Source organism: Cognatilysobacter terrigena, assembly GCF_004361065.1.
Lineage (GTDB): Bacteria > Pseudomonadota > Gammaproteobacteria > Xanthomonadales > Xanthomonadaceae > Cognatilysobacter > Cognatilysobacter terrigena.
In genome coordinates this window covers 65,996-80,080 of sequence record NZ_SELT01000013.1, presented here as the reverse complement: position 1 = coordinate 80,080, position 14,085 = coordinate 65,996, and the positions used below count along the sequence as shown (strand labels likewise).

Here is a 14,085-nt window from a genome sequence, read left to right as displayed (position 1 = left end):
TCCCGCGCCTCGCGGTGCTGCGTTATCCGCTGGTGCTCGCCGTCGCGCTGATGGCCACCGCCTGCGGCAAGGGCACCGACACCGCCGCGCCCGCCGCGTCGTCGACACCGGCCTCGACCGCCGCCGCGCCTGCGAACGCCGCGGCGACGCCGGCTGCCGCCACGACGCCCGCGGCGACCCGTCAGCCGGGTCCGATCGTGCCGCCGCAGGGTCCGCCGCCGGTACTGGGCACCGACTACGAAGAGATCGCCGGCGGCCAGCCGTGGCAGCCGGAGCCGGGCAAGATCGAGGTGGTCGAGGTGTTCGGCTACGTCTGCCCGGCCTGCGCGCGCTTCGCGCCGACCGTCGAGCCGTGGCACATGAAGCTTCCGGCCGACGTGAACTTCCACTACGTGCCGGCGCCGTTCGGCCCCGAGTGGGATCCGTACGCGAAGGCGTACTACGTGTCCGAGCAGCTCGGGCTGGTCGACAAGACGCACATGGCGCTGATCGACGCGATCCACGTCAAGGACACGATGCCGGGTGAGGGCGATCCGCCGGATGAGCAGAAGATCGCGAACTTCTACGCGCAGTATGGTGCGAACGCGCAGCAGTTCCTCGACATGATGCACAGCTTCGCCGTGGCCACGAAGGTCAACCAGGGACGCCAATGGATGACGAAGGCGGGCGTGACCGGCACGCCGACGATCGTGGTCGACGGCAAGTACCGCGTCACCGGCGGCAAGAGCTATGAGGACGTGCTGCGCATCGCCGATCACCTGATCGCGATGGAGCGCGCGGCGATGCAGGGCGGCGCGAGCGCTCCGGCCGCAGCACCCGCCGCACCGGCCACCGGCACCGGCGGCTGAGCAACGGACCGCACGTGGGCGACCGTCGGATCAAACTGCTGAGTGCGAACATCCAGGCCGGATCGAGCACGCGCGGTTATCACGACTACGTCGCCCGCAGCTGGTCGCACGTGCTGCCGATGGGCGACAAGCGCGCCAGCCTCGACGCGATCGCGAGGCTGGCGACGGGCTTCGACATCGTCGGCCTGCAGGAAAGCGATCCGGGCAGCCTGCGCTCGGGTTTCACCAACCAGACGCACTACCTCGCGCAGCGCGCCGGCTTCGCCTACTGGAGCCACCAGCCGAACCGGCGCGTCGGCGGCGTGGCGTCGAGTGCGAACGGGCTGCTGAGCCGGCTCGAGCCGACCGAAGTCGTCGTCCATTCGCTGCCGGGGCGCGTCAAAGGCCGCGGCGTGATGCTCGCGCGCTTCGGTCGATGCGATACGCCGCTGACGATCGCCGTCGCGCATCTTTCGCTCGGTGCTTCGTCGCGCCTCGCGCAGCTCGCCTTCATTGCCGAACTGCTCGCGGACGATCCGCACGCCGTGCTGATGGGCGACTTCAACTGCACGATCGACCAGCCGGAAATGCAGGCACTGTTCAAGCGCACGCGCCTGCAACCGCCGGCGCAGACCCTGGCGACGTTCCCCAGCTGGGCACCGCAGCGCGCGATCGACCACATCCTCGTCGGCGACGGCCTCCGGGCGCGCGACTGGAATGCGATGCCCGCCGCGTTCTCCGATCACCTCGCACTGTCGATCGAACTCGACGTGCCGGCGCACTGCCTGCAGTGACGCTTGTTCTTGCGGTGCTCGTGCACCGCATCGAGACGTTGAAATGACCGACCTTCCGAACTGCCCCGCCTGCGGCTCCGCGCTCACCTACGTCGACGGCGCGATGTACGTCTGCCCCGAATGCGGGCACGAGTGGTCGGGCGACGCGCCGGTCGACGAGCAGCGCGTGCATCGCGACGCTGTCGGCAACGTGCTCGCGGATGGCGATTCGGTCACCGTCATCAAGGACCTGAAGGTCAAGGGCGCGAGCAGTGCGCTCAAGGCGGGCACCAAGGTGCGCAACATCCGCCTCGTCGACGAAGACCACGACATCGACTGCAAGATCGACGGCTTCGGCGCGATGAAGCTGAAGTCCGAATTCGTGCGCAAGGCCTAACGCGACGCTAGTCGTCCTCGCGCCGCGTCGCGATGTCGACGCGCTGGCGCAGCTCGTCGTCGGCGAACACGTCGCGCAGCAGCTTCAACGCATGCTCCAGGCGCGGGCTATCCGCCAGCCGCATGCGTTCGATCCAGCGCCGCGACGGCGTGTAGTCGCCGAGATCGATACCCGTCGCCTGCCGGATCTCCTCCAGCTTGCGCAGCCCTTCGTTGAGGCGCTCGCGTTCGCGACGCAGCAACGGATCGCCATCGGCCGCCTCTTCGCGCACGCGCTGTTGCCGTTCGAACTCGCGACGATGATGCGACGCCAGTGCGGCCAGCTCGTCGGTGTCGAACTTCGCACGTGCACGCATGAACGAGGCGAGGAACGCGCGCGGCATCGGCTCCGGCTCGCGCGTGGCCGGCACGACGCGGCGATGGATGCCAGCGGCGCGCAGTTCCCACAGGCCCCACCCGCTCGGCAATTCGGCTTCCTTCACGACGCCCGGTGCGGCGAACACACACCAGCGGTCGCAGTAGCGCGCGATGCGATCGGCCTTCGACGGATTCTTGAGTTCGGCAAGCCAGTCGCCACGCGCGCACTTGAACTCGAAACCGGTGAGTTCGAACCCGCGCGACGCGTGCAACGACATCACCACCGCATCGGCGCGTGAGCCGTGCACGCTGCCGGTCGCTTCGCGCACTTCGAACACGGTGACGAACTCGTCCGCGGGATGCGCGAGCTTGAGGGCGACGCAGAGGTCGTGGGCGGTCATCTTCGCGTCGCTCATCGGCGAGGCATCGGCGGGAACGGCGGACACGCATATCTCGACGGGCGGAACGTCGAGCCAGTGTGGTCGTCGCGCGTCTCAGGCTGCGCGACGGTGCGCTCAGGCGGCGGTCGACGCCGGCGTGTCGGCGGGCGCGAGCGGCAGCACCAGGCGCATCGTCGTGCCCTCGCCCGGCGTGCTGTCGATATCCAGTCGGCCACCGGCGGATTCGATGATGCGGCGGCACGACAGCAGCCCGAGCCCCGTGCCCTGCGTCTTGGTGGTGAAGAACGGCGTGAACAGGCGCGGCAGCACGTCGGCGGGAATGCCGCAGCCGGTGTCCTGCACGTCGATGCGGACGACGTCGCCAGCGAGGTCGTGCTGGACCTCGACCGTCACGGCGAGGCGACCCGCGGCCTGCCCGTCCATCGCCTGCAGGCCGTTGAGGCAGAGATTGAGCAGGCACTGCTGCAATGACGTCGCGTCGATCGCGAGGCGCAGCCCCCGGTCGATGTGCGGAAACGCGATACGGATGCTGCGCGGCACCGAGCCTGCGAGCAGGATGCGCACGCTGACCAGCACGTCGGCGAGGTCCGCATGCGGCGCTTCCTGCCGGCGACCGCGCGCGTAGTCGACCATCGCCTGCGCGAGATCGTGCCCGCGACGCGCCGCTTCCTCGACGATGTCGGCGGCGCGCAATGCCGTGGCGCGGTCGTCCTTCGCACGCATCACGGTCGGCAGCAGACTCAGCGGCTGCAGCACGTTGCGCAGGTCGTGCGACAGGCCGGCGACGAGCAGCGCGAGGGCTTCGTTGCGTTGCGCGCGCATCAGTTCGCGATCGGCGCGGTCCCGCTCGGCCATCGCCTCGGCTTCGCGCACCGCGCGCTGCACCGCGTTCGCGAGCCGGCGCGGGTTCTGCTTGAGCACGTAGTCGGTCGCGCCCTGCTGCAAGGCGAGCACGGCGGCGTCCTCGCCCATCGCGCCGGACAGAAACACGAACGGCAGGCGCGGGGCGACCTCGCGTACGATGCGCAGCGCATGCCCGCCGGAGAAGCCGGGCAGTTCGGAGTCGGAAATCACCAGGTCCGGCAGCGTCACGGCGAGCGCCGCACGCAGCCCGGCTTCGTCGTCGACCCGGTCGTACGCGTGCGCGACGCCTTCATCGTCCAGCAATGCGGCGAAGAGCTCGGCGTCTTCCGCCGAGTCTTCCACCCAGAGGATGCGCAGCGCGCGGTCCATCTCAGGCCTTGTCGCCCGGCGCTTCGTTGAAGACGCCCCAGAACTGGCCGAGCGTGCGCACCGCGATGAAGAACTGCTCGACGTCGACCGGCTTCACGACATACGCGTTGACGCCGAGGTTCCAGCTGCGCGCGAGATCGTTCTCCTCACGCGAGGACGACAGGATGACGACGGGCAGCGTGCGGAATTGCGGATCCTCGCGCAGCGTGCGCAGCACTTCGAGGCCGTCCATGCGCGGCATCTTGATGTCGAGCAGCAGCACCGCGGGCAGGTCGTCGCTGCGGCCCGCGACCGCACCGCGGCGGTAGAGGAAATCGAGCGTTTCGACGCCGTCCTCGACGTGCACGATCGGATTGGCGAGATTTGCTTCTCGCAGCGCGTCGAGCGCCATTTCGGCGTCGGCGGGGCTGTCTTCGGCGAGCAGAATCGTGCGCAGCTTGTTCATGCGGTGTCCCTTGAGGTGCGAGCCGGCGCGTCGAGCATTTCCGGCAACGTGAAATGGAAAGTGGCGCCGCGATCGGGCTCCGCCTCGGCCCAGACCTCGCCGTCGTGGCGCGCGACCACGCGTCGCACGCTGGCGAGGCCGATGCCGGTGCCCGGATATTCGCTGGCCTTGTGCAGGCGCTGGAACACGCCGAAGAGCTTGGATGCGTAGGCCATGTCGAAGCCGGCGCCATTGTCGCCGACGCTGAAATGGTGCGCGCCGTCGGCGCGGCGTTCGTGCGCGATGCGGATGACCGGCGGCGTGCGGTGCGCGCTGTACTTCACCGCATTGCCCAGCAGGTTCTGCCACACCTGCCGCATCATGTTCTCGTCGGCGACGACGACCGGCAGCGGGCCGATGTCCCAGCGGATCGCCGGCGCATCCGGATGATCGGTCGCCCATGTCGCGTCGAACATCGCGCGCAGCTCGGCGACCAGCGATTGCAGGTCGACCGCCTGCAGGCGGATCGCATTGCGGCCGAGGCGGCTGTAGACGAGTAGGTCGTCGATCAGCGCACCCATGCGGCGCGCGGAGTCGGAAATGACCTTGAGGTAGTGGTGCGACTTCTCGTCCGCCTCGCCGCCGAGGTGGCGGTCGAGCTTGTCGGCGAAACCGGCGATGTGGCGCAGCGGTGCGCGCAGGTCGTGCGAGACCGAATAGCTGAACGCCTCGAGTTCGCGATTGACCTCCGACACCTGCCCGACCTTGCCTTCGAGCTGGCGATTGAGCTCGCGCACGCGCTCTTCCGACGCCTTGTGCGCCGTGAGATCGCTCGCGGTCAGCAGCACGCCGGGCGCGTCGCCGCTCGATCCCGGCATGCGCACGGCGTTGACCACCATGTGGCGCGACTGGCCGTCGGTGGTCGTCTGCTGCAGTTCGAAATCCCAGAGCTCGCGGCCGCGCGCGGCCACGTCGCGGAGACGTTGCAGGAAAACGGCATCACGCCATGCGCCATCGCCGACGTCGGCGAGCGGCGCGCCTTCGGCGGTCGAGTCCGCGCCGTACATCTCGCGGAATGCCTCGTTGGCGAGCACTACCTTCTGTTCGCCGTCGACCAGCGCGATCGGTTCGCGCACCGAGTGCAGGATGGCCTGCGCACGCTCGGCGACCTCGCGGCTTTCCTGCTCCTGCGCGACGCGGCGATCGGTCTCGCGCTTCCAGAGCCACGCGATGGCGACGAGCAGCAGCAACTGGACGAATGCGGCGGCCGCGCCGATCCATTGCGTGCGCTCGCGAGACTGCGTGGCGGCGGCGTCGCGTTGCGCCGCGAGGCGCGCTTCATCCGCGATGAGTTCGCTGGCGATCTGCCGGATCGGCGAGCGCGTGGTCATCTCGCGCGCGAGCGCCCGCGCGGCCTCGGGGTCCCGCGACGCGGCGATCTGCTGGGCGTACGCGACGCGTTGTTCGATGCGGTCACGCAGTTGACCGATGCGAACGAGTTGGGCCGGGTTGTCGTGCGTCAGCGCCTGCAGGCGATCGAGGTCGTGCGGCACGCGCGCCGCTGCCTCCCGCAGGCGTTGGCGTACCAGCGGCGTGTCGACGCCAAGCACGAGGGAGAGTGCGGCGGATTCGGCGTCGCGTGCATCGCTCACGACGCCGCGTGCGCTCGCCTCGACCTGGTAGCTGTGCGCCAGCCAGCGCGCGGCATCGTAGGTGGTGCGGTTCATCGCGCGCTGCACGAGGAACGGCGCGAGAACGATGGCGGCGATGCCGGCGAGCACGAGCCAGGCACGCACGCCGGCCTGGGTCAGGAGCGGCATCGGGAACGGAGGAAGCAGGACTGCCGGCGATGGTACCGGGCCGGGCCAAGCGGCCGTGTGATGCCAAAAAAAACGGCCGGTGGCGAACCACCGGCCGTCGATACCGCGGGGGAATCCCCCGGTCGATCAGAACTTGTACGCGATGTCGAAGTACCAGAAGCGCCACGGCAGGTCGTACGTGCCGGCGTCGTAACCGTTGAGCGAGCAGGTCACGCAGATCGGCGCGTCCTTGCCGAACAGGTTGTTCACGCCGAACGTCAGCTTCAGGCCATCGGCACCGAACGCACGGTTCCAGGCCACCTGGACGTCGTGGTAGGTCGTCGCGCCGAGGTGGTTGAAGCCCGCCGCGGTCGGGCAGCCCGACGCCGGCGTCTTCGCCGCGTTGGCGCAGGCTTCCTCGACGTCGCTGATGTAGCGAACGGCCCAGTTGGCATCCCAGTCGCCCATCTTCCAGCCGAACTGCGCATTCGCCTGCCACGACGGAATCGCGCTGTCGTTGACCTCGATGCCGACTTCCTGCTGCGTCTTGTTGCCGTCCTTGTCGACCGCGCTGAACCCGATGGTGTGCGTCGCCTGCAACGCGATGCTCGGCGTGCCCCAGCTCATGTCGTGGCCGACCCAGTTGGCCTTGATGTCGACGCCGCTGGTGGTGATGGTGCCGAGGTTGTCGAGGAAGTCGGTCGGCGGGTTGAGGTTGCCGCCCGCGCCGCGCGTGAAGCCCGAGCACGGCGTGCCGCTGATCGAACCGTTGTAACAGCCGTTGAGCAGGGCCTGGATGTCCGGCGCCTGGATCGCGTCGGTGACCTTGTAGTGGAAGTAGCTCGACTCGATGTCGAAGCGCGACGACCACGCGCTCGCGAACGCGGGCGCCCACACGAAGCCGAGGTTGTAGTTCTTCGACTTCTCCGGCTGCAGGTCCGGATTGCCACCGGTGAACGTGGTGATCTGCGTGTTCGCCTGTTCGAACGTCGGCGACACACCGGCCGCCGTACACGCCGCGCGGTACTGCGGATCGCCGCCCGGGTTGCCGGTCGGGCCGCAGGGGTCGACGAGCGTCGCGCCGAACTGCGTCAGGCCGTACAGCTCACCCAGGTTCGGTGCGCGGAAGCCCGTGGAGTACGTACCGCGGATCACGAGGTCCGTGATCGGCTGCCACTTGAAACCGAGCTTGCCGGTCGTCGCGCCGCCGAACGTCGAGTAGTCCGAATAACGCAGTGCGAGGTCGGTGCTGAAGCTCGCCGCCCACGGCAGGCGCAGTTCGCCGTAGAGCTCGTTGACGGTGTAGTCGGCGGACACCGGTGCGGCGAACGAATCCTGCGACTCGCCGTTCTGGCGCAGCGGGTCCGGATTGAACTCGCCCTGATACTTGCGATGCTCGGCACCGACCGCGAAGCCCGCCGCGCTGCCGCCCATCTCCCACAGATCGCCCGTGATGTTCGCGGTCAACAGGTCGAGAACCTGCTTGCTCGAGTCACGTTGATCGGTGGTGATGTAGTTCAGCATCGCCTGCGTCATCGGACGCGTCTGGCCGCCGAACAGGTCGAGCGGGACGCAACCGGGCACGGCGTTACAGACGTTCACGTCGCCCAGCGCGAGCTTGAGCTTGGCCACGTTGAAGCCGTTGAGGAACTGCTGCTGCGCCTTGTTTTCCGAATGCGCGTAGTCGACGTTCCAGTTGAAGTTGTGCGTGCCGGCCTGGAAGGCGCCATCGAGGCCGAGACCGACGTACCAGGTATCCACGTCCTGAAGGAACATGCGCGGCCCGAGTTCCAGCGGACGCTTCGTCACCCAGCCGAAGTTCGTCGCCGGATCCAGCGTGATGCCGGTCGGGTTGTACGGATTGTTCGCGGCAATGACGATCGTGTCGGCGATACCGCCGGTGCCTGCGAACGGACCGACGAAGATCGGCTCCGGCGCCGCCTGGTTCTCGGATACGCGGTTGTTGTACAGCGCCTTCGCGTGCAGCGAGAGCGACTCGGTGATGTCGTAGCGGGCGCTGCCGAACAACGACTTGCGCTTGGACGGCGTGAGGATCAGGTTGTACGGCGCGAAGTTGAAGCGGTCCGCACTGCTGAAGTTGTGGTACGTGCCCGGCGCCGACGTCGGATTGCCGCCGTTGTAGTTCGGCAGCGCGCCGTTGTTGAGCGTGATGTCGAACCAGTCGTCACCCGCGGCGTCGCAATAGCCCGGAGTACCCGGTGTCGCGATGCGCGGATCGCAGAACGTATAACGACCCTGCGGCACGGCCGAGCTGCCTGCCCCGAGACCGGCGCCCGGCACCGGCATCGACGCCTGCTCCCACTCCGACGAGCTGATGCCCTTCTGTTCGACGTAGGACGCGCTCAGCACGCCGCTGAAGTTGTCGCTGCTGCCGCCGATCGTGACGTCGGCTTCCGTGTCGTCGCCGCCGTGGCCGTAGCTGCCGTACTTGGCATGCGTGAGCACGCCGTCGAAGTTCTTCTTGGTGATGATGTTGACGACGCCCGCGATGGCGTCGGAGCCGTAGATCGCCGACGCGCCGTCTTCCAGCACTTCGATGCGTTCGACGATGGCCAGCGGGATCGTGTTGAGGTCCGCCGAACCGCTGACGCCCGAAGCGGACGATTCGTTGACCCAGCGGATGCCGTCGACCAGCACCAGCACGCGCTGGCTGCCGAGGTTGCGAAGGTCGACCTGCGCCGAACCGGCGCCGATGCCGCCGCCGCTGGCGGGATAACCGAAGTTGCCCGAGGAGTTGAACTTGGCGTTGAGCGCCTTGCCGCTGGCGGTCAGCGTCTGCAGGAAGTCGCCGACGCTGGTGGCACCGCTCTGGTCGATCTGCTGGCGGGTGATGACGGCGACCGGCTGGCTGGTCACCTTCTCCGTCTGCCGGATGCGCGAACCGGTGATCGTCACCGTGTCGAGCTGACGGGCCTTCTCTTCAGGGGCCGGGGTGGCGGGCGTCGAGGTCTGGGCGGCCGCGAGGCCGGGCAGCGCGACGAGGATGGACAGCTGGATGGCTTTCGCCAATGAGTGACGCCGCAACGCTTTCATCGATCTCTCTCTCCGTAAGAAATACACAAGAAAAGCAGGCCACGCCGCCTCGGTTCCTGCGGCGTCACGTTCTTGTAAAGGTTTCGTGAACTTGCGACAAGCGCCGAAGTTCAGGATCGGCCGCGGCGGCCGATAAGCGGCGAACTAACGGCCGACGATGAGGGAAGCGGCCACGCCGACAAGAAACAGCGCGAACACCCGCTTCAGCGCCGGCCCGCTGATGCGATGGGCGAGCCGCGTACCGAACGGCGCGGCGAACACCGACGCCGCGGCGACGCCAAGAGCCGCCGGCAGGTAGACGTAACCGACCGCGTACTCGGCGAGCCCGCCCGGCGGCCGATGCAGCATGTAGCCGAGCGCACTCCCTACCCCGATCGCGACGCCGCACGCGGACGACGTCCCCACCGCCCGCACCGGCGCAACGCCCCGCCACACCAGCAACGGCACAGTCATGCCGCCGCCGCCGATGCCGACCAGTGCCGACACCATGCCGATCGCCGTGCCGGCGAGGCTCATCGGCCAGCCCCGCGGCACGATGTCGGATGTCGACGTCCGCGTCTTCGACAGCGCGAGCTGCGCCGCCGCCAGCAGGCAATACCCCGCGACACCCGCGCGCAGCACCGCGCCCGGAATCTGCACGGCAATGCCGCTGCCGAGCACGCCGCCGACCAGAAGCCCCGGCACCATCCACGCCACCGTCGGCCACAACACGGCGCCGCGCCGCGCATGTGCACGCGCCGACGCCGCGGCGGTGAGCACGATGCTCGCCATCGAACTCGCGAGCGCCGCCTGCATCGCGAACTGCGGCGGCACGCCGAGGCGCGGCAACAGCCACGCGAGTGCGGCGACCAGCACCAGCCCGCCGCCCACGCCGAGCAGGCCCGCGAGCACGCCGGCGACGGCGCCGAGCGCGAGGAACACCAACCACTCCAGCGGCATCGCCGACTCCCGCGTGAAAGCGTGCAGCCTACAAGGCGACGCAGCCTGCCGCGGCTCGTGAAGCCGATGCGTACGGAGCATTCAGAATGCATCGCTATAGTCGGCCGATGCGCCGTTTCCGTCCCCTGCCGCTGTCTTCGCTCCTCGTCCTCGCACTTGCCGCGTCGGTTCCCGCCTGCGCGCAGATGCCGCCGCCCGATGCGAAGGCCGCAGGCCCGACGACGCCTGTCGCACCCGCGTCGCCCGCCATGCCTGCGATGCGCAACGATCCGCAACTGTCGCGCGTGCGCGAAGCGATCGCCGCCGCGGAAGCCGGAACGTTCGACGCTGCCGCATATTCGGATCTCGTGCGTCATCCGCTGTACGGCTGGATCGAGTACGCAACGTTGCGACGCAGCCTCGCCTCGCTCGATCGCGCACGCGCGGACAGCTTCCTGCAGCGCTATGGCGGACAGGCCGTGGGCGAGGCGTTCCGGAGCGCATGGCTCGCGGAAGCGACCCGACGCCAGGATTGGGCGGCCGTCGACGCTGCATGGAAACCGGCGATCAAGGATGTCGGCCTGCGCTGCAGTGCATTGCAGGCGCAGGCCGCGCTCGGGCGCACCGACGCGTCATGGACGCAGCAGGCGCAGACCATCTGGCGCGAAGCCGCCGAGTCGTTGCCGTCGCAATGCGATCCGGTGTTCAGCGCACTCGACGCACGCGGCGGCCTGACGCCGGAGCTTCGATGGGAGCGCCTCGAAAAGGCCGCCGAAGCATGGCAACCCGCGGTGATGCGTACCGCCGCGCGCGGCTTGCCGGCTGACCAGGCCGCACTCGGCAACGATTACGCCTCGTTCGTGGAAGCACTGAACGATCGCGCACTGTCGTGGCCGAAGACGGAGCGCAGCCGGCGCATCGCGTCGTACGGTCTCGCGCGTTATGCCAAGTCGGTACCGCAGGACGCGCAGGCGCAGCTCGCGAAATACGGCCCGGCGCTCGGCTTCACCGACGTCGAACGCGGCCGCGTGCTGTACCAGGCCGCGCTGTGGACGGCGTCGTCGTACGAGCCGCAGTCGGCGCAGCGACTCGCCGCGGTGCCGGCGTCCGCCTATGACGACCGCCTGCGCGAATGGCGCGCGCGCGAAGCGATGGCGCGTTCGGACTGGGCGGGTGCGCTCGCGGCCATCCGCACCATGCCGTCGCCCCAGCGCGACGATTCGCGCTGGCAGTACTTCGAAGCGCGTCTGTCCGAACTGCAGGGCGATCGCGACGCAGCGCAGCGCCTGTATCGCGCCGCGGCCGCAAAGCCCGAGTTCCACGGCTTCCTCGCCGCTGATCGCATCGGCCAGGCGTACACGTTGTGCCCGTGGATTCCCGGCGATTCGCCGTCCATGCGCACCGCGGTGGCCGCCGATCCGGCGTTGCAGCGCGCACTCGCGCTGTGGGACATCGATCGCCCCGGTTGGGCGACGGCCGAATGGAACGACGCGCTCACGCGCTTCGACGCGACGCGTCGCATCACCGCCGTCGAACTCGCGCAGCAGCACGGCTGGTTCGACCGCGCCGTGTTCTCGCTGGGCAAGCCGGATCCCGAAGAACTGCGTCTCTACACGCTGCGGTTCCCGATCCATCACGAAGCGACGATCCGTCGCGAAGCGCAGAAGAACGGTCTCGATCCGGCATGGGTCGCGGCCGAGATCCGCGCGGAGAGCGTGTTCAATCCGAAGGCGCGGTCGGGCGCGAACGCCATCGGCCTGATGCAGCTGCTGCCCGCGACGGGCGCGGATGTCGCCAGCCGCATCGGCGTGCCGTGGAGCGGCGAGTCCAGCCTGTACGACCCCGATACCAGCATCGTCCTCGGCACCGCCTACCTCCGTCAGCTGCTCGACGGCTACGGCGAAGGCCGTCCGTACTACACGCTGGCCGGCTACAACGCAGGGCCGGCGCCGCTCGCACGCTGGAAGTCGCAGCGCCCGGGCATGGATCCGGATTTCTGGATCGAGACGATCACCTACAAGGAAACGCGCGACTACGTCGCCCGCGTCCTCGCCTTCAGCGTGCTCTACGACTGGCGCATGAGCGGCAATGCGTTGCGCGTGACCGACCGCATGCGCGGCAACTTCGGCGGGCAGCACACGTCGTTCTCCTGCCCGCTCGCGACCACGCCGCCCGCACCGCAGCCGATGCCGCCGAAATCCCGCCGCGGCTGAGGCATGCTTGTCGCCTTCGGACGAAGGAGACCGCCATGGGACTGCTCGACACGCTGATGGGCCACGCTGGCGAAAAGGACATCGCCGACCTGCACGACGAATTCGGTCCGCTGCTCGCGCCCGGTGAAGTCCTGCAGCGCGCGTTCGGTTTCGTGCGCGACCTGATCGTGTTCACCGATCGCCGCATGATCATCGTCGACAAGCAGGGCGTGACCGGCAAGAAGACGAGTTACCTCAGCATTCCGTACCGCGCGATCGTGATGTATTCGGTCGAGACGGCCGGCCATTTCGATCTCGACAGCGACCTGCGCATCTGGGTGTCGAGCCAGGCCGAACCGATCACGCGCGCGCTCGGCCGCGGCACCGGCGCGCGCGACATCATCGCGATCCTCGCGCAGGCCACGCGCTGAGCATGAAGGTCTACCTCGTCGGCGGCGCCGTGCGCGATCCGTTGCTCGGCGCCGAGCCCGGCGATCGCGACTTCGTCGTCGTCGGCGCAACGCCGCAGCAGATGCTCGACGCCGGCTACAAGCCCGTCGGCCGCGATTTCCCGGTGTTCCTGCATCCACGGACCGGCGAGGAGTACGCGCTCGCGCGTACCGAACGCAAGAGCGGTCGCGGCTACCGGGGCTTCGTCGTCGACGCCGACCCGTCGGTGACGCTGGAGCAGGATCTCGAGCGTCGCGACTTCACGATCAACGCGATCGCCCGCGAAGTATGCGAAGACGGTTCGCTCGGCGACCTCGTCGATCCGCTGCACGGGGTCGACGATCTGAATGCACGGGTGCTGCGCCATGTCGGCCCGGCATTCGTCGAGGACCCGCTGCGCGTGCTGCGTGCCGCACGCTTCATGGCGCGGCTCGCGCCACTCGGGTTCACCGTCGCGCCGGAAACGATGGCGCTGATGCGGCAGATGGCCGAGTCGGGCGAACTCGCCGACCTCACGCCCGAACGCGTGTGGCAGGAGCTGCGTCGTTCCGTCGCAAGCGCGAAGCCGTCCGCGTTCCTGCGCACGCTGCACGACGCGGGCGCGCTGGGCGCGATCCTTCCGGAAGTCGAGGCGCTCTACGGCGTGCCGCAGCGCGCTGAATACCATCCCGAAGTCGACACCGGCGTGCATGTCGAAATGGTCTGCGACATGGCGGCGACGCTCGCGCCGGGCGACGACGTCATCGGCTTCGCTGCACTGACGCACGACCTGGGCAAGGCACTGACACCCGACGACGTCCTGCCCAAGCACATCGGCCACGAACACGCCGGCCTCGCGCCGCTGCGCGCGCTGTGTGATCGCCTCAAAGTGCCGACCGCGCACCGCCAGCTCGCGACGATGGTCTGTCGCGAACACCTCAACGTGCATCGCTTCGCCGACCTGCGCGCGACGACCGTGCACGACCTGCTGCAGCGCTGCGATGGCTTCCGCCAGCCCGCGCGCATCGAACAGCTGGTTATTGCGTGCGAAGCCGACAAGCGCGGACGCCTCGGCCTCGAGAACGAGCCGTATCCGCCACGCGAGGGCTTGTTAATGGCACTCGAGGCTGCGCGCGCCGTACGCGCCGATGCAGTGGCACGCGACGGACTGGAGGGTCCCGCACTCGGCGAAGCGTTACGCCGCGCGCGTATCGATGCCATTGCCGAGGCGACCGGCAAGAAGCGTTGAATTGGCACCGGTAAGAAACGGGCGGCCGAAGCC

Annotated in this window: 12 protein-coding genes; 6 read left to right on the top strand and 6 right to left on the bottom strand. The window is 68.7% G+C overall.

Going from position 1 to position 14,085, the window contains the following annotated elements; all coding sequences use genetic code 11:
* Positions 1 to 50 precede the first annotated feature (50 nt).
* The 3 genes from EVS83_RS09370 to EVS83_RS09360 are packed head-to-tail and all read left to right on the top strand — an operon-like array spanning position 51 to position 1,997.
* Positions 51 to 848 carry a thiol:disulfide interchange protein DsbA/DsbL gene (locus EVS83_RS09370; RefSeq protein ID WP_425456091.1) on the top strand — a complete coding sequence of 266 codons (798 nt, stop codon included), beginning with the start codon at positions 51 to 53 and terminating at the stop codon, positions 846 to 848.
* A 35-nt stretch (positions 849 to 883) separates the two neighbouring features.
* Entirely contained in the window at positions 884 to 1,621 is a 738-nt protein-coding gene (locus tag EVS83_RS09365) for an endonuclease/exonuclease/phosphatase family protein (protein WP_133500786.1), read from the top strand.
* Between the two features lie 43 nt (positions 1,622 to 1,664).
* A complete protein-coding gene (locus EVS83_RS09360; protein ID WP_133500776.1) occupies positions 1,665 to 1,997 on the top strand; it encodes a zinc ribbon domain-containing protein YjdM in 333 nt (110 codons plus the stop codon).
* Between the two features lie 7 nt (positions 1,998 to 2,004).
* On the opposite strand, the gene EVS83_RS09355 is transcribed toward EVS83_RS09360, so the two are convergent.
* The 6 genes from EVS83_RS09355 to EVS83_RS09330 form a co-directional block, all read right to left on the bottom strand.
* Positions 2,005 to 2,799, bottom strand: coding sequence for a hypothetical protein (locus EVS83_RS09355; RefSeq protein WP_133500775.1), 795 nt, complete (start codon positions 2,797 to 2,799; stop codon positions 2,005 to 2,007).
* Positions 2,800 to 2,868: 69 nt separating this feature from the next.
* Positions 2,869 to 3,987 (bottom strand): hybrid sensor histidine kinase/response regulator, encoded by a 1,119-nt coding sequence (locus EVS83_RS09350; RefSeq protein ID WP_133500774.1) that lies wholly within the window; start codon positions 3,985 to 3,987, stop codon positions 2,869 to 2,871.
* 1 nt (position 3,988) lies between these two features.
* Positions 3,989 to 4,432 carry a response regulator gene (locus tag EVS83_RS09345; protein WP_133500773.1) on the bottom strand — a complete coding sequence of 148 codons (444 nt, stop codon included), beginning with the start codon at positions 4,430 to 4,432 and terminating at the stop codon, positions 3,989 to 3,991.
* Positions 4,429 to 6,231: a sensor histidine kinase gene (locus EVS83_RS09340; RefSeq protein ID WP_133500772.1), complete on the bottom strand. Its 1,803-nt coding sequence runs from the start codon at positions 6,229 to 6,231 to the stop codon at positions 4,429 to 4,431. The genes EVS83_RS09345 and EVS83_RS09340 overlap by 4 nt, the downstream gene beginning before the upstream one ends.
* Positions 6,232 to 6,357: 126 nt before the next feature.
* Entirely contained in the window at positions 6,358 to 9,264 is a 2,907-nt protein-coding gene (locus EVS83_RS09335; RefSeq protein ID WP_133500771.1) for a TonB-dependent receptor plug domain-containing protein, read from the bottom strand.
* A 144-nt stretch (positions 9,265 to 9,408) separates the two neighbouring features.
* Positions 9,409 to 10,203: a sulfite exporter TauE/SafE family protein gene (locus EVS83_RS09330; protein ID WP_133500770.1), complete on the bottom strand. Its 795-nt coding sequence runs from the start codon at positions 10,201 to 10,203 to the stop codon at positions 9,409 to 9,411.
* Between the two features lie 185 nt (positions 10,204 to 10,388).
* On the opposite strand from EVS83_RS09330, the gene EVS83_RS09325 reads away from it, so the two are divergent.
* From EVS83_RS09325 to EVS83_RS09315, 3 genes are read left to right on the top strand one after another with little or no spacing between them, the layout of a single operon-like run.
* Positions 10,389 to 12,395 (top strand): lytic transglycosylase domain-containing protein, encoded by a 2,007-nt coding sequence (locus EVS83_RS09325; RefSeq protein ID WP_133500785.1) that lies wholly within the window; start codon positions 10,389 to 10,391, stop codon positions 12,393 to 12,395.
* Between the two features lie 35 nt (positions 12,396 to 12,430).
* Positions 12,431 to 12,805 carry a PH domain-containing protein gene (locus tag EVS83_RS09320; RefSeq protein ID WP_133500769.1) on the top strand — a complete coding sequence of 125 codons (375 nt, stop codon included), beginning with the start codon at positions 12,431 to 12,433 and terminating at the stop codon, positions 12,803 to 12,805.
* Between the two features lie 2 nt (positions 12,806 to 12,807).
* The gene (locus EVS83_RS09315) at positions 12,808 to 14,052 is read left to right on the top strand and encodes a multifunctional CCA addition/repair protein (RefSeq protein ID WP_133500768.1); all 1,245 of its coding nucleotides are present in this window, start codon (positions 12,808 to 12,810) and stop codon (positions 14,050 to 14,052) included.
* The last annotated feature ends 33 nt before the right edge of the window (positions 14,053 to 14,085 follow it).